Genomic DNA, 17,020 nt, shown 5'->3' with positions numbered 1-17,020 from the left:
CCATTCCTTCCTGCCTGGTGCTCAAACAGCCATTGCAGGAGCTTACACAATTGAACTTTTCTAACAATATTATTTAAGCGGCTTATTTGTCACGAAGAAAGGGAGGTTAGCCGTGGCCAGGTTATTTTTCCCGTCGCGGATGTATACGTACAGGCGGTAGGCGCCTTCCTGCTTTGGGGTTCGCAGCCACACTTTGCTGCCCTCCTGCTTTTGCAGCACGTGGGGCACAGCGGCTGGCTTCTGCTCCTTATCAGCGTTTCCGTCTTTCCGGGCAGACTCTGGCAGCACCTCCCACTGCAGCCGCAGCGGTTCGCCCTCGGGGTCAAAGGCAAAGGCTGCCCCTTCAAAGGTCTGCTCCGGGCGCAGGTACACCTGGTCGAAGGCGAACTTGTCATCCAGTTTCAGGTAGGCGATGTAGGGAGACTCGTTCAGCGTGGTGGTATCGCCCCAGAGCCGGCGCATTTCCTGCACCATAGCGGTCTCCTCGCCCTGTTCGTTTATCATGCTGAACCAGGTGGGCGTTGTCTCCTGCTTATTTCCCCACATAAACACATAGGAGCCGAGGCAGTGGCTGGTATCCGCCAGCACCGACTGCTCGTAGCGCTGCCGGGCAAAGGTGGCCTTCTCCGAGCTCGTCTGCTCTATGGGTGCCATCCACCAGGTATAGTACGCTTCCCAGTAGCCCCTGGCCCCAAACTCGGAAATAACGTAGGGGCCCTTCCAGTCGGTGGCAGCCAGCTCTTTAGGCAAATTGTGCATCGCCCCGAAAGAGTTGATAGAGAGAATATCGAGGGCCGGGCAGCGCTCCGCGATTAGGTTTACCACCTTGTGCGGCACGTTCATCACGGTGGTGGTGGTGGGGTGGTACGGGTCCACTTCGTGGATCATCTCGGCGATACCGTTCACGGCATCCCACACTTTCACGTTGGAGCCTTCGGCATACAGTTCGTTGCCCACGCCCCACATCAGCAGCGCCGGGTGGTCTTTGTACTGGAGCACAATCTTTTTCAGCTCCTCCCGCTGCCGGGCCACCAGTTCTTTGTCGTAGTAGTTAAAGCCCTCCCGCTCCCGCGCCATCCAAAGCCCGAGCGTAACGCTAAGGCCGTGCTTTTGCGCCGAGTCCAGCACCTGCCGGGCGTTATCGGTGTGCCACACCCGCACCGAGTTGCCTCCGTACTTGCTTAAGCGGTCATAATACCTGTAACCGGCCGCTCCTTTAATAAAGTACGGCTGGCCGTTGCGCAGGAGCACAAACTGCTCGCCCTGCTTCACGACCTCCACTTTCCTGCCCCTCGGCTCATACTTGTCCGCAAAGTCAGGCTTCCCGCTACAGCCAGGCAGCAGCAGGCATAACAGGCTATAAAGCAGCGTTGAAAGCAGAAGCTTCTGTGGCAAAGGGAGGCGCATATGTATGGGAAGGAATTAGACAGATTTATTAGTGGAGTCAGGGGGTTTACGCATAACATTTCTGCTTGTTTCAAGTATACAGGGCAGATTACCAATGCTCTTTATGCTGCCCTAACCATAGGGATGGCTCCCGCAGGAGAACTTGCCCTCACCACTTTTGTACTCTTAACATATTCTAAAGCAAAGGTTTTACATGCAACTCCCTTTCTTTAAGTCACCCGCTACTGAACAAGTGTCAGCACCGCCTCTCCTGCGCCGGGATGTGCGCACCATACGCTTTATGATCTGGATGGGCCTGGTTACGATGGGGCTCTTCCTGTACTGGTTCATCGACGGGGACCACATAGGCTATGCCCCTTTGTACTGGCTCCTGACGACGGCGCTCCTGTTCAAGCTACTGCGCACCCTCCACGAGTGGTACCACTACTACACCGTCAGCATACCCGAGCGGCCGGCGCTGCGCACCAACTTCACAGTAGACATCCTGACCACGTACTGCCCGGGAGAGCCCCGCAGTATGATCATCAACACGCTGGAGGCCATACAGAACATCCGGTACCCCCACACCGCCTACCTCTGCGACGAAGGCGACGACCCCATGCTAAAGGCCGCCTGCGAGCGGCTGGGGGTGGTGCACGTTACGCGCACCGAAAAAGTGGACGCCAAGGCCGGCAACATAAACAACGCGCTGAAGCAGGCCAGCGGGGACATCTGCCTGATCCTCGACCCTGACCATGTGCCGCAGCCGGAGTTCCTGGACGAGGTGCTGCCATACTTCGAAGACCCGGAGGTGGGCTTTGTGCAGGTGGTGCAGGGCTACAGTAACCAAAAAGAAAGCCTGGTGGCCTACGGTGCGGCAGAGCAAACCTACAGCTTTTACGGCCCCATGATGATGGGCATGAACAGCTACGGCACGGTGCAGGCCATCGGGGCCAACTGCACCTTCCGCCGCAAAGCGCTGGACAGCATTGGCGGGCACGCAGCGGGCCTGTCAGAGGACATGCACACGGCCATGCAGCTGCACGCCAAAGGCTGGAAATCGACGTACGTGCCGAAGATGCTGACGCGGGGGCTGGTTCCGGCAACGCTGGCGGCTTACTACAAGCAGCAGATCAAATGGGCGCGCGGCACCTTCGAGTTGCTGTTCACGGTGTACCCGAAGCTGTTCCGCCACTTTACAACCCGCCAAAAGATACACTACTTCACGCTGCCGCTGTACTACCTCTTCGGCCTCTTCAACCTGATCGACTTCCTGATTCCGGCCATGGCGCTGGTGCTGGCGGAGTTTCCGTGGTACGTGTCGCTTGGTGAGTTTCTGGTGATGTTCACGCCCTTCTTCTGTATCTCCATCTGCATCCGCCATTTTGCGCAGCGCTGGTACCATGAGAAGAACGAGAAGGGCTTCCACCTGTTCGGGGGCATTTTGCGCACAGGCACCTGGTGGGTGTTCCTGCTGGGGCTGGTCTACTCTATCCTCCGCATCCGGGTGCCGTACATCCCCACGCCAAAAGACGACAAGCCGAAGAACAACCTGCTGCTGAGCCTGCCCAACATACTGATATGCCTGCTCAGCATCGGCGCCATAGCCTTTAGCCAGGTAGAGTACGGGCACCTTTACAACAACCCCTATGTGCAGATGATGGCCCTGTTCGCGCTCACCAACGTGGCCATAGTAGGCAGTATCGTGGTGATTGGGCAGGAGCAGTTTATGGAATGGGTGCGCCGCCGCTTCCTGCACGCTGCAATGCTGCAGCCCCTGCTGATGCCGCTGCGTTACGCCGTATGGCGTACGCGGCACGGCTTCTACGACAGCATCCGGTACGTGGCGGTTGCTGTCGTTTTAATCGCCACCGTTGTCTCGCTCACGTTCATCTTCGGCAGGGAAGAGGTCATACGCTACTGGTCTGCAAAAGCACCGGGCACCAGCCTTGCGCCTGACGCCACTGCCGCCTCCGCCACGCACTGGCACCGCTAACCGCCGAAAGGAATTTGCCTCAACCCCCGCCGCCCCTATCCGTTAAGATGATAGAATAAATCGCTTTTTTAACCCAAAACATGAAAGCTATGAACAGAGACTATTCGAACCGCAGCAACAGAGACGAAAACCGCGGTTACCAGACACACCGCTCAGAGCGCTACAGGCACCCGGAGCAGGACAGCAACTACCGCTTTGACAACTACGGTTCCTCTGCCCGCGGCGGCTACGGCAACGAGGGCAACACCGGCACCTGGGGCAACCAGGGCAACGAGATGGGCGGCTCGCGTAACACCAGCAATCAGGATATATACGGCACCTACAGCTCATCGCGCAACTACGGCAACATGGGCAGCTACGGCGGCGCACAGGGCTTCGGGTCGTCCAGAGGCGGCCAGCACAGCCAGGGCAGCGACTACAACTTTTACAGCGGCAGAGGATCTGCAGACCAGGCAAGACAGAGCAACCTGAGCAGCCCGGGCAACAGCATGAACTATAACCCATCCGGGCAAAGCCGCCAGCGCAGCCACGGCTACGAGAGCGACTATGACAGCCATGGCTCGTCCTTCCGCAACGAGAGAGACAGTGGCCTCTACGGCTCAGACGTCTCCAGAAGATTCCAGGGCAGAGACCAAGGCCGCTACAGCTTCGACAGCGACAACTACAACCAGGGCAGCGGCAGCTACCGCAGCGGAGACCAGGGCCGCGACAACCAGCGCATGGGCTACGGCACGCAGAACTACGGTGGCTCCGAGGGCAACTACATGGGCAGTGGCTACAGCCGCAGCTCAAACCGCGACTATAACACCGGCAACTATGGCTCGCAGGGCAGCTACGACCGTGGCAATACCGACATGAACTACGGAGAGCCTTACGGCATGAGTGGCTTCAGCGGCAGCCGTGGCACAGACTACCCGAACGATACATACGCCCGCGACAGGGACAACACCAGCATTCAGCACCGGGACAGCGACTACGACTACAACCGGAACCGCAGCTTTAACCCCTCTAACAGGGACCGCGGCTACATGGGCAGCCAAAACCGCACCCGCACATGGGACCGCGACCACAACCGCAACTCGGACAGGTTCTAGCCTGCCTGAATCATACATAAAAAAGGCGCAGCCGCTTTGGCTGCGCCTTTTTTATGTATACGTACCGTCTGTGTCTGTGCATTTGGGAAGCCCTGGTTGAAAAATCACACCGTTCCGACAACCGCTCTATTACATACCTGGCGGCACCAGCCACCCCGATCCAGGCATGTGCAACTTGTGCCCCCTCTAAAGCAATGGTTCCGGCAGACAAAGTATAAACGCGACAACAGAAGCTATATGATAGCACCTCCCGGCTATTCGAGTAGCCCCCTTACAAGCGGCAGGCACAGCGCCTATTTTATACAGACACCGCGTAAATCCCGCATGCTACCGTAAAACACGTTGCAGTCCACAGAACCGGTAATGCCCTCTATGGAGCCGCCATCGGTATGCTGCCAGAAGGCCAGTTTACGGGTGTTGCTTTTCTCTATCTGGAGCCTTGGCACACGGTAATGGGCAATCCAGAGCGGATAGCTGTCGAAATGCCCGGCCAGATAATCCTCGTAAAACTTGAAGTTGGTATAGATGATGGGCTTTATGCCGTACGCGTTCTCCACCTTCTCCAGCCACACCTTCAGGTCCTGGCGCAGCTGTGCCACCGGCTTGCGCCCGCGCACCTCCACATCCAGCACCGGCGGCAGATCGCCGCTTTGCAGCTGCACGCTGGAAACAAAATGCTGGGCCTGCTCTTCCGGGTTCAGGTACGGGAGGTAAAAGTGATAGGCCCCCCGGATAATGCCGGCAGCTCCGGCACCGGCCCAGTTCTCCTCATACTTCCTGTCCTTGAGCGAAACGCCCTCCGTGGCCTTCACAAAGGCGAAGACAACCTCATTTTCGCGCACTTTCTGCCAGTCTACCTCTTTCTGGTAGTGGCTCACGTCCACGCCGTACACGGTATGCCCCTCCGGCCAGACCGGCTCAGGCTTGTCAACGAAGTACTCCACGTAGAGCACCAGCAGGATAATGCCCAGCAGAATAGCCAGGCCAGCCCAGAAGCGCCTTGGCGGCTGTTGCTGCTGCTTCTTGCGCGGCTTCGCGGTACGAACCGCGCGCTTGGCAGGCACCTTAAAAGGTTTCTCTGCAGGTGCTTTCTTTAACGGTGGTTTCGTGTTTGCTGCCATATCTCCCTCTGTTGCAAAGGTATATTTCCGGACAACAATTTGCTACACCTTCCGCTAAGAAACCAGTTCGCGGTACGGCAGGCCCGTTAGGTGCTCCAGCTGCTCGCCCTCCGTTGTCAGGTAGCCCTGCATCAGGTTCGCCGTGAGGCAGGAGTGCACCGGCAGCACCCCCATCAGGTCTCCGACGCTGTACTTCTTAAACTGCTCCGGCGAGGCCTTCACCACCCCGTGCTCCTGCGAAAGCGACACCACCTCGATGCCCTCCACCGGCCCTGACCACCCCTGAGGCGTGAGCTCCACAATGCGGCCGTAGATAGACGAGGCATCCTCCTGCAGGATAACATCCTTGGAGAAGTGCACACTGCCGCCGTAAAGTATGATTTCGCCACGCTCCGGATGCTTAGCCACCACCGGGCAGGCCATACACACTGCGATATCGTCGAAGGAGCAGGAGCCGATGCGCTGCTGCGTCAGGTCGTAAAACACGAAGTTGCCCGGGCGTATCTCATCCACCCCGCGCAGCGAGTCGATAATGCTGCAGGAAGGCGTGTCGCCGATGGACAGCTGCAGGTTCGGGAATTTGGACTTATAGCGCTCGCGCAGCAGGTGCAGCTGGTAAACAGAGGTGTTGTAGATGGTTTGGATGGCGTAGACGTCGTTTTGCTTGTAGGTATGGCCGTCGTGCACCACAAAGCCGGTAAACTGCAGTTTGTCCTGCTCCCGTATCTTCTGCACCACGCTGTCGAGCTCGGCGTAGTTGGTAGCCAGAATACCCGTGCGGCGGTAGCCCGTATCGATCTTGAGCGACAGCTGCACCGGGTGGCGCAGTTGCTGTGCGAGAGCTGTGACCGTGTCGAGGTTTACGGCCACGAGGTGCAGGTTTACCCGGGCGGCCAGTTCGTTTATCGCGTCCATCTCCAGCACGTTCACCGGGAAGGCCACCATGATATCCTTCCAGCCGTGGTTGGCAAAGTAGCGGGCCATCCGCACCGACGATACCGTGATCGCCTGCACACCAAACTCGCGGAACCACTCCCCCACCTGCGCCGACTGATGCGTTTTAAAGTGCGGCCGGAGCCTTACCCCGTTTTGCTTCGCTTTGTCAGCCATGCGACGGATGTTTCTGATCGTTTTCTGTTTATCCAGTAGTAGTGTAGGTGTTGTAATTCTCATAGTATAATCGATGCAACTAGGTGGCAAATCCTGTGAAGTTACACAGATTTGGGCAAAGAAACACACCCACAGCCGCTTTATGGTGACAAATGTCATTTCCTAAGCCGCTGATACTCCTGACCTTTGCCGCAGTTAAAGTATAAAGAGAGGAGACCCCAAGATGCAAGTTACGCTGAACACCACCCCTGCCGAGCTGCTGGCTAAGTATGACGTACCGTCGCCACGCTACACCAGCTACCCCACCGTGCCTTACTGGGACGAGAAACCCCTGCTACAGACACAGTGGCTACAGCACGTACAGCAGGCGTTCCGGAAAACCAACAGCACGGAAGGCATCAGCCTGTACCTGCACCTGCCTTTCTGCGAGCAGCTTTGCACCTACTGCGGCTGCAACAAGCGCATTACCAAAAACCACGCAGTAGAGGAGCCCTACCTGCAGGCGCTGCTGCAGGAGTGGGAGCAGTACCTGGCTGTTTTCGACGAAAAGCCGCGGATCACGGAGCTGCACCTGGGCGGCGGCACCCCCACTTTCTTCAGTGCCCAAAATCTGAAAAAGTTGCTGGAAGGGCTGCTGGAAAAGGCTGAGGTAACCCCTGAGGCGGAATTTAGCGTGGAGGTGCACCCCAACGCCACCAACGCAGAGCAGCTGCAGGTCCTGTATGACCTGGGGTTCAGAAGGCTTAGCGTGGGCATTCAGGACTTCGACCCGCGTGTGCAGTTTGTGATTAACAGAATCCAGACGTTTGAGCAAACCAAGGAGATCTTTGATGCGGCCCGTGCCATGGGCTATACTTCCATCAACGCCGATATTATCTATGGCCTGCCTCACCAGAGCGCCGATTGCGTGCGCCACACGATTGAGCGGGTAAAAGAGCTGCACCCGGAGCGAATCGCCTTCTACAGCTACGCCCATGTGCCCTGGAAAAGCAAGGCCCAGCGCCGCTACTCCGAGGCAGACCTGCCTGCACCGGCAGAGAAGCGCGGCCTCTACGAACTCGGCCGCACCCTCCTGCAGGAGGCAGGCTACGTGGAAATCGGGCTGGACCACTTTGCCTTGCCGGAAGATGAACTGTACGTTGCCTCTGTGCAAGGCAACCTGCACCGCAACTTTATGGGCTACACCCCACGCCACACCGAGCTGTTGATCGGCTTGGGTGCCTCCAGCATCTCAGACACCGGCACCGCGTTTATGCAGAACATAAAAGAGGTGGAGGCCTACGAAGAAGTCGTCTTTACCGGCATACTTCCGCTGCTGAAAGGCCATGAGCTGACCGGGGAGGATTTACGCATCCGCCGCCACATTCTAAACCTGATGTGCCGCCTTGCCACCAGCTGGCCGGGCGAGGAACAGGAGTACCTGAACCAGGCGCTGGTACGCCTGCAGCCGCTTGCCGCCGATGGCCTGGTGACCTACGACAGCAACCACATCCAGGTGCTGGAGGAAGGTCGCCCGTTCCTGCGCAACGTCGCCATGTGCCTCGACCTCAGGCTGTGGGCAGATAAACCTACCACACCCGTTTTTAGCAGATCTGTTTAAGCTTGAACTGAAATATTGTGAAAGAGACGCCGAAGTAGCGTCTCTTTTGCTTTTACGCCCGCCAAAGGCTGCGCTTTTCAGCGCATAGCCACGCCGGCGGAACAAAGGTGTAATAATTACCCAAGCACAAAAAGCCACTACAGCAGCTGCCAGAACCGGAGCTAGCACAAACACAGATTTGCCCCTTGCGCCGGGAGAACACGCAGCAATTAAACATTTCGCCGTACCTTTGCGGAAAGAAACGTTGCTATGAGTTACTTCTACGTAAAGGCGCTGCATATCATCTTTGTGGTTACCTGGTTTGCCGGGCTGTTCTACATTGTGCGCCTGTTTATATACTTTGCCGAGGCCGCTGAAAAACCGGAGCCGGAGAAAACCATACTTCAGCGGCAGTTAGCCCTGATGCAAAAGCGCCTCTGGTACGGCATTACCTGGCCCTCGGCTGTGCTTACCCTTATTTTCGGGCTCTCCATGCTGTACCTCTACGGCTCCGTACCCGGCTGGCTGGTCTGGAAGCTCAGCTTTGTGGTCGGGCTGTATGTGTACCACTTTCTCTGCCACCGCATTTTTAAACAGCAGCAGCAGGGCCTCCTGAAGTATAGCTCCACGCAGCTCCGCATCTGGAACGAGGTGGCCACGCTCTTCCTCATCAGCATTGTCTTTCTGGTGGTGCTCAAGAGCTCGCTTAGCATGCTGTGGGGCATTTTAGGGCTTATTCTCTTCTCAGCCATACTTATGCTGGCCATCCGCATCTACAAAAGAACGCGGGAGGCAAAGAATCAGTAAAAATAAGAAAGATGCCGCTGTGGCAGTGTGTGCTGGCTGCAGAGACTGCCACAGCGGTACGCTCCCGGCGTTTGGCGCTTCTTCGGAACCGCCTTGTGCCTCTCTGCCCCTAACGGTTTAACTTTTTAACTTAAAGCCTTACCTTTGCATGTATGAATAACGCACTGAAGGCAAACGAGAGAGAACTCATCAAACTGATTCGCTTCTTTAGCAAGCGCGCCACCCAGTTGATGGAGACAGGAGAACTGACGGCAGCGCACGAGCAGCTGACGCAGGCGTGCCAGAACCTGGAGACGCAGTTGCTAACGCATGCCAGCAACCGCACGGCCATCCTCACGAAACGTGAGCGCCTGGAGAAACTAATCGAGGACAATGCCCAGTGCCCTAAGTGCCACAAGGCCGACATGCTGAAAAAGCAGGGTGTTACCACCAACGAGCACGGCTGGAAGTGCAACACCTACCGCTGCCGCCGCTGCAACACGAGCTTTACCTGGAACCGCCCCAACAACCCCTGGCACATGGTGGCGTTTCTGGAGCTGTACATAAAGGAACTTGAGGGCACCCTTACCGCTGATATGGAGCCTTCGCTCCGCCAGCACACCGAGGCCGCCATTCCACAGCTCCAGGACAGCCTTTTCCGCCTGCAGCCCGTGCTTCAGGACTCGGATGAGGAGGTGCAGGCGCTGGAGGAGAAAGAGCGGGAGATGGACAAGCTTATCCACCAGTTTAAGAACTACCTGCTCATCGAGAAAATAAAACTCGACACCTACCAGGAGTAGCGTCGGGAATTTCCCCGTTCCGTAGCCGCTGGCAGGGTGCCTATACGCCCTTCAAATACAGCGCGGCGCTAAATCCCCTGCACCAGCCAATACCAGAACGCGAGCGTGATGAAGGAAATGGGAATACCGAACCCGATCATCATGTTTGCCAGCCGCGGTTTTAGGCCATAGGAGGCGGCCACTATGCTAGCCGTGATCATAGGCGCCATGGCTGCCTCTATTACGCACACCTGCACCATTTCGCCGCTCACCCCAAGCCCCCAGTGGTAGAGGGCCAGGATCAGGAGCGGCGCCAGCAGGAGCTGAAAAGCCAGCCCGAGTGCCAGAAAGCCCCAGTGCCTGCTTCGCCGCTCCAGCCGCAACTGCAGCCCCACCGAAACCAGTGCCAGCGGCGACACCGTGCTCCCCAGCCGCTGAAACACATCTTTCATATCCTCTGAGAAGTGCAGGTTAAGCACGTTGAGCAGCAGGGCCAGCATAAAAGTGAGGAAGGGCGGGAAAAAGAATATCTTGCGGGCGATGGCCTGGGCGCTTGCCTGGCCCTTGGAGAACACCGCCGCCAGCGCGATGCCCAGCGTAGAGAGCACCATAAACGAGCCCGGCTGGTCTATGAGAATGGCGGTTTTCAGCCCTTCTTTGCCATACAGCGCCTCCACCACCGGAAAACCGATAAAGGAGGTGTTGCCGAGCCCGGCGGTAAGTATAAGGCAGCCGATAAGTTTACGCGACCACCCGAACATCCTGCCCAGGCCCCAGAAAAACAAAGCCGCCGCCGCAAAGCAGATCCAGGCCACCCCCACCGGCAGCAGCACCGCAGGGCTCAGCACCACTTCCGGAATAAAGTACAAGGCCAGGGCCGGCAGCGAGATGTAGATAATAAACTGGTTGAGCACCAGCGGAGCATTCATCGGGAAATCCTTTACGCGCTGTAGCAGCACGCCAAGCCCCAGGCACCCGAATAAAAGTATAAAGCTGCTCATCGTTGTTTTTTCAGGAGTGATGACGCGTTAAACGCCTAAAGGGCAAAGGTAAACCTGCCACGCCAGAAAACAGAACGGCTCGCCTGGTTTCCAACAAAAAAGCAGAGGCGCTGCCCCTGCGCCTCTGCCTGCCCTGTTTTTCCGCTGTGCTACTGCAGCACGACCCGCCGCACCACGCGTGTATCGCCGGACACAATGCTCAGGAAGTACACACCGGCTGCTAGCCCCTCTGTCTCCAGCTCCGTATCTTTTTGCGTGCCTTGGACCCGGTGTGTCACGTCCAGCACGTTTGCTGACTGCGCGTTTGTAAGTATAAACCGTACCTCCGGGTTTTTGAGCCCGTTTATCCGGAGCTTTAGGTTTCCGCGCGCCGGCACCGGGTATACCTGCACGGCCCGTTGCAGCTGTTCCTGCTCCGCAGAAGCCAGTGGCCCGGTGTAGGTTAGCCTGTAAATGGCGCCCTTGGCATCATCAGAGATATATAAGCTGCCCTCCTGGCCGATGGCGATATCCACGGGGCGGGCATAGGACTGGGTGGAGTCGCTGTTGAGAAAGCCGCCCACCAGGTCTATGTAGTCTCCCGGCTTACCGTTTTGCCACGGGAAATAGATAATCTTATACCCGGTTGCTTTGGAGCGGTTCCAGGAGCCGTGCAGTGCAACCAGGGCGCCGTTGCGGTAAGGCTCCGGCATTGGAGTGCCCTGCGTAAACAGCAAGCCCAATGGGGCGGTATGCGCCTGTATCCCCCGGCTGATGCGGTCCATGCCGCTGCAGTCTACGCTGCCGTTTGGGTTTAGCTGCACATCGTTGATGAACGGCATGTTCTCCATCCCCTCCCGCTGGTCGGGGTTACAGAAGGGCCACCCGTAGTTGCCCCCGTCGTGCACCAGTGTAAACTCCTCCGGCGGGTTGTTGTCCACGTAGCTCTGCACGACTTTCCCATAGTTGCCGGAGCCGTCGTTGAAAGGGTAGGCTATTTGGTCGCGGTTGTTAACGGTAACCCACAAATCGTTCGTACCCGGCACAAAGTCCAGCCCCTCGGCGTTCCGAAGCCCCTCGGCAAACAGGCGCCCGTTCGTGCCGTCGGCGTTGTAAATGTAGATGGCACCACGCTTCGGGTTGCTCTGCGTGTCTTCCACACAGGCGTTGCAGGTAGAGGCAATAGAAACATAGAGGTTGTGGTTGGAGTCGAGCGCGATGTTTTTGAGCACGTGGCCGTAGTTACCCTTCAGCTCCGGCAGGCTCTCATCGGGGAGGTTATCGATCAGCACTTCCTTGTTCTGCCCCTGTTCATCGCCGTTGCTGTACTTGTAGCGGATGATCTTATTCTTCTCCGCGATGTACACGTATTGCTGGTCCCCGATCTTGTGGAACACGATGTCGTGGGGGCGCTCCAGACCGGAGGCGTAGTTAATTTGCTGGGGCACGTCGTTCTCCCGCTCCCGCACAATCCGCACCACGCCGTCCCAGGGCATCGACACAAACAAGTCTCCGTTGGGGGCCACGGCCATGAAACGGGCACCGCTTACGCGGGCGTACAGCTCCAGCTTAAAATTTTTGGGGATGGTGGCAAAGCGGTCCACGTCAAAAGGCTCCTGCCGCAGGGCCTCCGGCACCTCCACCTTTACGGTTTCGGTAGCGGCTGGCGGCACAGCCTGGGCAAAGGTAGCGGCCGGTGTGGCAAGCGCCGCGGCAGTAAGAAAAGCATTCAGTAGTTGTTTCACAAACATAGGCTGTAGCGTTAAGTAATCCTCTACTTGTATTGCTTTTTCCGGGAAAGGTTTCGGGCGGGGCCGTGTTTTTGATTTGGGGCAGGGAAGCGGGCCCTTGCGGCTCCCAAAAGCAAAAGCGGCTGTACATGTTTGCCAGGTACAGCCGCTCTAAAGAACACTTCCGGTACGGGTTAAATGGCCTTGGCCTTTTCTTTTAGCCATGCCAGTTCATCCTCCTGCAGGTGCGGGCCGAGGTTTTCTACCACCTGCTGGTGGTATTCGTTCAGCCACTTAATCTGGTGTGCCTCCAGCAGCTCTTTCTTAACAGGCGCAGTGTCTATCAGCGCCATGGTCAGGTGCTCAAAAGTATAGAACTCCCCGAACTCATTTTGCTCGTCCTGCACGGTGAGGACCAGGTTTTCGATTCGGATGCCATGCTTGCCGTTGCGGTAAAGCCCCGGCTCTACGGAGGAGATCATGCCCAGCTCCAGGTCAACGGCCGTTGGGGTGGGGTTAAGTACATGCGGCCCCTCGTGCACGTTCAGGAAGAAGCCGACGCCGTGGCCTGTGCCGTGGCCATAGTTGCGGGCGTAGTCCCAGAGCGGCTTGCGGGAAATGGCATCGATCTGGTAGCCCTTGGAGCCCTTCGGATAGCGCGCCGTGGCACCGTCGATCATGCCTTTCAGCACCAGCGTATAGTCTATGCTTTCCTCCTCGGTAAGGTTGCCCAGCGATACCACCCGGGTAATGTCGGTCGTGCCCGAGGTGTACTGCCCGCCTGAGTCCAGCAGGAACAGGCCGTCCGGCTGCAGCTCTACATCGCTCTCAGGAGTGGCTTTGTAGTGCGGCAGCGCCCCGTGGGCCTTGTAACCGGCTATGGTATCGAAGCTTTCGCCCACAAACCCCTCCTGCTCCGCACGAAACTCCCGCACCTTGTCTGCAACGGAAAGCTCTGTGATCTTTGTCTTGCCGATGTTCTCTTCCAGCCACTTAAAGAAGCGCGTTAGGGCCACGCCGTCCTTCACCATGGTTTTGCGGGTATGCTCCACCTCTACCTCGTTTTTAACCGCTTTGAAGAACGTGGTCGGGTTTGTGTCCTGCACCACGCGCACCTCCTTCGGTAGCTGCTTGTACAGGGCGTAGCAATTGCGGCGCGGGTCAATCAGGATGCTGTCGGCCGGAATGGCGGCAATTGCCCGCTCGATCATATCATAGGTTTCCAGCTCTACGCCGGCCTTTCTCAGTTTCTCCTGGTCCTCTTCGGAGAGCTTGGTGGTATCAACAAACAGCATGGCCTTGTCCTGGCTGATGAGCGCAAAGCCCAGTACCACCGGGTTGCACTTCACATCGGAACCCCGCATGTTAAAGAGCCAGGCCAAGTCGTCGAGCGAAGAGATCAGGTGGTAATCGGCACGGTGCTTTTTCAGCGCCTTGCGCAGGCGCTCCAGCTTGCTTTCCAGCGTTTCCCCCACTACATCTTCTCCCAGAAGGTATGCCGGCGCCGCAGGCAGCTCCGGCCTGTCCTGCCAAATCGGCTCCAGGTAGTCGCGGTCGCTGTTGATCTTCAGGCCGATCGGGGTTAACTGCGTCTCCAGCAGCTGCGCCAGGCTCACCGAGATAAGCTTCGCGTCAAAGGCCACGGTGGCTCCTTCCGGCAGGCGCTCTGCCAGCCAGTCGATATACTCCGGTGCGTTCTGCACGCGCAGCTTTGCCAGCTCAAACCCCGTCCCCTGCAACTGCTCATTTCCCTGCACAAAATAGCGGGCATCCGTCCATAGGTGGGCTGCATCTTCGGTGATCACCAGCGTACCTGCCGAGCCGGTGAAGCCGGAGGCGAACTCAATGCACTTGTACCTGTCTGGCACATATTCACTTATATGGGGGTCTGCCGACGGAATGATGTAGGCGCTCACGCCCTCACCCTTCATCTGGCTTCGGATGGCTGCTAATCTTTCTTTGTAGGTCATGTATGTTTCTTTTTCGGTTTGAGGCAAATTAAGGAAAGCAGACGAGAAATGCTTGGGAGATGGCAGTAAACCGCGCTTACTGCACGGCTGGTGCCTTCTTCTTTTTGCTTCTGTGCCCCCTGATGCCGCTGTCTATGGAGTAGCGGTTATACTTGTGCTCAAAGGCGTACAGTAATGCAAAGTACACGCCGTAGAACATCTGGGTTGCCACGGCGTTCCAGTTTTCCTGCAGGCTGGAGCCGAAGATCAGCGCCACCATCAGCAGTACGCCCACCGTAGACACAGCCCTGGTAAAGAGCCCGATCAACAGCAAGGCTCCGATATTGAGCTCCAGGTACGGCAAAAAGTAGGCAAACTGCTGCACAAGCGCCTGCGGCAGCCAGGTGGCTTTAAAACTCTCCGCCATGCCCTCGCTGAACTGGGTTAGCTTGGGCAGGCGCAGCAGGCCGTGGCCAAACATGCTCATCCCGAGGGGCAGGCGGGCAAGGAGATAACTGAAGGCTGCGTTTTTCATGGATAAAAAGTCATTACGGAAAAGCGGCCGGTTTGTAACGCGCAGCTCATAAATATTAGCAAAAGCCAGGTTTGCCCTAACAGAAGGGCACCCTTGCAACTGCCTTTCCCGCACCGGTTACAGGGCTAACAGTACCTGTCTTTATACCCTCAGGCTTCCAAGAGCTGCGTCCTCAGTTGGCAGCAACAGGCGCTGTACGGTTGTGCTACCGCAAGTATGGTATATTTCCAGCTTTTGCAAGGGCCTCTTAAAAGCTGCGGCTAACGGTTAAACACAATCACCTATAAACAAACCACTTACACCCATACGAATTCAACTGCAGCTGGCACACCGGCTGGTAGAAGAACTCGCAGTGGCTGGCCTGCCTTGCACTGCAGCAACTGGCCTGGCTGTTGCCCCTACGGCTGATAGCCTCCCCTCCTGCTGCCGTACCTCTAATATGCTACGCCAGCTACCTGTAATTATAATTAACAAATAGCACTATTCAGGTGAAACAAGCCTTATTGTCAGGATAAAATAAAACTATACCGATGCGTTAATTTATTTTAAAAAGAATGTAACCTCTTTGTAAATATTTCCGTAGCGCGGCCATACAACCTATGTTTCTTTTTTATACATTGTACCTATAGTTAGTCAAAGGAAACATGGAGTACAATATTGTTATCGCACCAGACCTCGAGGGGTTGGCATTAGAGGTGGCAGGCTTCCTGCCACAGGGTTGGAGATTAAAAGGTGGTATTGTAGAGCAGGGTAATAGCTATGCTCAACAGCTCATACGCCACCCAAAGGACTCTATAAGGGCTCAGCAGCAGCGTAAGCAGCCAGCAGCCAAGCAAAGACGCACCAGGTGGATTGAATAACCGCCTGTAGATACACCGCAACCTTTAGCCAGGGAAAAACCATTTCCAGCCAGCCCCAGGGCAGCGCCGGAAATGGTTTTTTACTTTCACCGGCTTGCCGCCGCTATTTCTGTCCTACTCTCCCGCCGCTCCGGCACCCCACTTCCTCCCCCAGCTGCCGCCACAGGGCCCTTCTTCATTAAATATTCGAAATATTACCCTCAAATAGCATCTTTTTAGGCGCGTAAAAGTATATAAGCCTAAGCCGATTTTTCCGGCCGTTCTAAGTAATTAATCTAAAATCTTAAATGAAAGCGAATTACACATACACCACACGCGTGTCTGTGTGTTCACCCTTAACCCCAAATCATGAGAAATATCACTTGCTTTCTCTTGCTCATCTTATTGGCTTCTTCTTGTGTATCGAAAAAAGAACTCGTATACCTGCAAAATCCAAACTTCAAGCCATACGTCCCCACTGAAATCCAAACAAGGTTCTCTGCCTACCAGCTGCAGTCCAACGATGTACTGTCCATCAAGGTGCTGAGCGTGGACCCGGATATGTCCAATATCTTCAACATCGTGAACCCTAACAACGCTTTTGGCGTATCGGAGCCCGGCAGCATGTACCTGAGCGGGTACACGATCGACAACGAGGGCTTTATAAACCTGCCCACGGTAGGCAAGCTGAAGGTAGAGGGGCTCACCACCTCACAGACCCAGGAGCTGATTCAGACCAACCTGAACCGCTACATCATGGACGCCACCGTTGTGGTGAAGCTGCTTAGCTTCAAGATCAGCGTTTTAGGTGAAGTACGCAACCCGGGCTACTTCTATATCTACAACGAGAAAGCCAACCTGCTCGAGGGCCTTAGCCTGGCCGGCGACCTGACGCAGGGAGCCAACCGGGGCAGTATAAAACTAATACGCCAGAAAGAGGGTAAGTCTGAGGTGGTCTTGCTAGACCTCAAAGACCCCAACCTCGTACAATCTCAGTACTATTACCTGATGCCCAACGACGTGATTTACGTCGAGCCCCTGGAAACGGAGCTGAAACGAAGCAACCTGGTCGTAGTAAATGCCGTGCTGGGGGTAATCTCTACCGGGGCGCTATTATACAATTTGTTTAAGTAGAC

At 56.4% G+C, this 17,020-nt stretch carries 14 protein-coding genes; 7 read left to right on the top strand and 7 right to left on the bottom strand.

Annotated features, from left to right (window positions below):
- Nucleotides 1-69: 69 nt before the first annotated feature.
- Nucleotides 70-1,407: a glycoside hydrolase family 2 TIM barrel-domain containing protein gene (locus CA264_RS03160; protein WP_025604516.1), complete on the bottom strand. Its 1,338-nt coding sequence runs from the start codon at nucleotides 1,405-1,407 to the stop codon at nucleotides 70-72.
- A gap of 193 nt (nucleotides 1,408-1,600) precedes the next feature.
- Between CA264_RS03160 and CA264_RS03155 the strand changes: the two genes are divergently transcribed.
- Together CA264_RS03155 and CA264_RS03150 are read left to right on the top strand one after the other, a co-directional pair.
- Nucleotides 1,601-3,382: a glycosyltransferase gene (locus CA264_RS03155; protein ID WP_025604514.1), complete on the top strand. Its 1,782-nt coding sequence runs from the start codon at nucleotides 1,601-1,603 to the stop codon at nucleotides 3,380-3,382.
- Between the two features lie 89 nt (nucleotides 3,383-3,471).
- Nucleotides 3,472-4,476 carry a hypothetical protein gene (locus CA264_RS03150; protein WP_211233378.1) on the top strand — a complete coding sequence of 335 codons (1,005 nt, stop codon included), beginning with the start codon at nucleotides 3,472-3,474 and terminating at the stop codon, nucleotides 4,474-4,476.
- Between the two features lie 293 nt (nucleotides 4,477-4,769).
- Here CA264_RS03150 and CA264_RS03145 read toward each other — a convergent pair whose 3' ends face one another.
- Together CA264_RS03145 and CA264_RS03140 are read right to left on the bottom strand one after the other, a co-directional pair.
- Entirely contained in the window at nucleotides 4,770-5,597 is an 828-nt protein-coding gene (locus CA264_RS03145; RefSeq protein WP_025604511.1) for a glycoside hydrolase family 25 protein, read from the bottom strand.
- Nucleotides 5,598-5,651: 54 nt separating this feature from the next.
- Nucleotides 5,652-6,770: an alanine racemase gene (locus tag CA264_RS03140; RefSeq protein WP_036775056.1), complete on the bottom strand. Its 1,119-nt coding sequence runs from the start codon at nucleotides 6,768-6,770 to the stop codon at nucleotides 5,652-5,654.
- A 160-nt stretch (nucleotides 6,771-6,930) separates the two neighbouring features.
- Here CA264_RS03140 and hemN point away from each other — a divergent pair, with 160 nt between their 5' ends.
- The 3 genes from hemN to CA264_RS03125 all read left to right on the top strand — a co-directional run bounded on the left by hemN (nucleotide 6,931) and on the right by CA264_RS03125 (nucleotide 9,872).
- The gene (gene hemN / locus CA264_RS03135) at nucleotides 6,931-8,307 is read left to right on the top strand and encodes an oxygen-independent coproporphyrinogen III oxidase (protein WP_036775055.1); all 1,377 of its coding nucleotides are present in this window, start codon (nucleotides 6,931-6,933) and stop codon (nucleotides 8,305-8,307) included.
- Between the two features lie 249 nt (nucleotides 8,308-8,556).
- Nucleotides 8,557-9,093, top strand: a complete 537-nt coding sequence (locus tag CA264_RS03130) for a CopD family protein (protein WP_025604507.1) — start codon at nucleotides 8,557-8,559, stop codon at nucleotides 9,091-9,093.
- Between the two features lie 152 nt (nucleotides 9,094-9,245).
- Entirely contained in the window at nucleotides 9,246-9,872 is a 627-nt protein-coding gene (locus tag CA264_RS03125; protein WP_025604505.1) for a hypothetical protein, read from the top strand.
- Between the two features lie 68 nt (nucleotides 9,873-9,940).
- Here CA264_RS03125 and CA264_RS03120 read toward each other — a convergent pair whose 3' ends face one another.
- The 4 genes from CA264_RS03120 to CA264_RS03105 all read right to left on the bottom strand — a co-directional run bounded on the left by CA264_RS03120 (nucleotide 9,941) and on the right by CA264_RS03105 (nucleotide 15,045).
- Nucleotides 9,941-10,852, bottom strand: coding sequence for an AEC family transporter (locus CA264_RS03120; protein WP_025604504.1), 912 nt, complete (start codon nucleotides 10,850-10,852; stop codon nucleotides 9,941-9,943).
- A gap of 149 nt (nucleotides 10,853-11,001) precedes the next feature.
- On the bottom strand, nucleotides 11,002-12,582 hold the full coding sequence (locus CA264_RS03115) for a PQQ-dependent sugar dehydrogenase (protein WP_025604503.1): 1,581 nt from the start codon (nucleotides 12,580-12,582) through the stop codon (nucleotides 11,002-11,004).
- Between the two features lie 173 nt (nucleotides 12,583-12,755).
- On the bottom strand, nucleotides 12,756-14,531 hold the full coding sequence (locus CA264_RS03110) for an aminopeptidase P family protein (protein WP_025604501.1): 1,776 nt from the start codon (nucleotides 14,529-14,531) through the stop codon (nucleotides 12,756-12,758).
- A gap of 76 nt (nucleotides 14,532-14,607) precedes the next feature.
- Nucleotides 14,608-15,045: a DoxX family protein gene (locus CA264_RS03105; RefSeq protein WP_025604499.1), complete on the bottom strand. Its 438-nt coding sequence runs from the start codon at nucleotides 15,043-15,045 to the stop codon at nucleotides 14,608-14,610.
- A 644-nt stretch (nucleotides 15,046-15,689) separates the two neighbouring features.
- Here CA264_RS03105 and CA264_RS03100 point away from each other — a divergent pair.
- Nucleotides 15,690-15,905 carry a hypothetical protein gene (locus CA264_RS03100; protein WP_025604498.1) on the top strand — a complete coding sequence of 72 codons (216 nt, stop codon included), beginning with the start codon at nucleotides 15,690-15,692 and terminating at the stop codon, nucleotides 15,903-15,905.
- 348 nt (nucleotides 15,906-16,253) lie between these two features.
- A complete protein-coding gene (locus tag CA264_RS03095; protein ID WP_025604496.1) occupies nucleotides 16,254-17,018 on the top strand; it encodes a polysaccharide biosynthesis/export family protein in 765 nt (254 codons plus the stop codon).
- Nucleotides 17,019-17,020 lie beyond the last annotated feature (2 nt).

Source organism: Pontibacter actiniarum, assembly GCF_003585765.1.
GTDB lineage: Bacteria > Bacteroidota > Bacteroidia > Cytophagales > Hymenobacteraceae > Pontibacter > Pontibacter actiniarum.
Note: the sequence above shows the minus strand (reverse complement) of the source record. Positions and strands in the feature narration are given on the sequence as shown.

Bases quoted from the DNA above. Each gene is read 5' to 3' on its own strand.
- CA264_RS03160 (WP_025604516.1), bottom strand. From the start codon at position 1,407: ATGCGCCTCCCTTTGCCACAGAAGCTTCTGCTTTCAACGCTGCTTTAT.
- CA264_RS03155 (WP_025604514.1), top strand. From the start codon at position 1,601: ATGCAACTCCCTTTCTTTAAGTCACCCGCTACTGAACAAGTGTCAGCA.
- CA264_RS03150 (WP_211233378.1), top strand. From the start codon at position 3,472: ATGAACAGAGACTATTCGAACCGCAGCAACAGAGACGAAAACCGCGGT.
- CA264_RS03145 (WP_025604511.1), bottom strand. From the start codon at position 5,597: ATGGCAGCAAACACGAAACCACCGTTAAAGAAAGCACCTGCAGAGAAA.
- CA264_RS03140 (WP_036775056.1), bottom strand. From the start codon at position 6,770: ATGAGAATTACAACACCTACACTACTACTGGATAAACAGAAAACGATC.
- hemN (WP_036775055.1), top strand. From the start codon at position 6,931: ATGCAAGTTACGCTGAACACCACCCCTGCCGAGCTGCTGGCTAAGTAT.
- CA264_RS03130 (WP_025604507.1), top strand. From the start codon at position 8,557: ATGAGTTACTTCTACGTAAAGGCGCTGCATATCATCTTTGTGGTTACC.
- CA264_RS03125 (WP_025604505.1), top strand. From the start codon at position 9,246: ATGAATAACGCACTGAAGGCAAACGAGAGAGAACTCATCAAACTGATT.
- CA264_RS03120 (WP_025604504.1), bottom strand. From the start codon at position 10,852: ATGAGCAGCTTTATACTTTTATTCGGGTGCCTGGGGCTTGGCGTGCTG.
- CA264_RS03115 (WP_025604503.1), bottom strand. From the start codon at position 12,582: ATGTTTGTGAAACAACTACTGAATGCTTTTCTTACTGCCGCGGCGCTT.
- CA264_RS03110 (WP_025604501.1), bottom strand. From the start codon at position 14,531: ATGACCTACAAAGAAAGATTAGCAGCCATCCGAAGCCAGATGAAGGGT.
- CA264_RS03105 (WP_025604499.1), bottom strand. From the start codon at position 15,045: ATGAAAAACGCAGCCTTCAGTTATCTCCTTGCCCGCCTGCCCCTCGGG.
- CA264_RS03100 (WP_025604498.1), top strand. From the start codon at position 15,690: ATGGAGTACAATATTGTTATCGCACCAGACCTCGAGGGGTTGGCATTA.
- CA264_RS03095 (WP_025604496.1), top strand. From the start codon at position 16,254: ATGAGAAATATCACTTGCTTTCTCTTGCTCATCTTATTGGCTTCTTCT.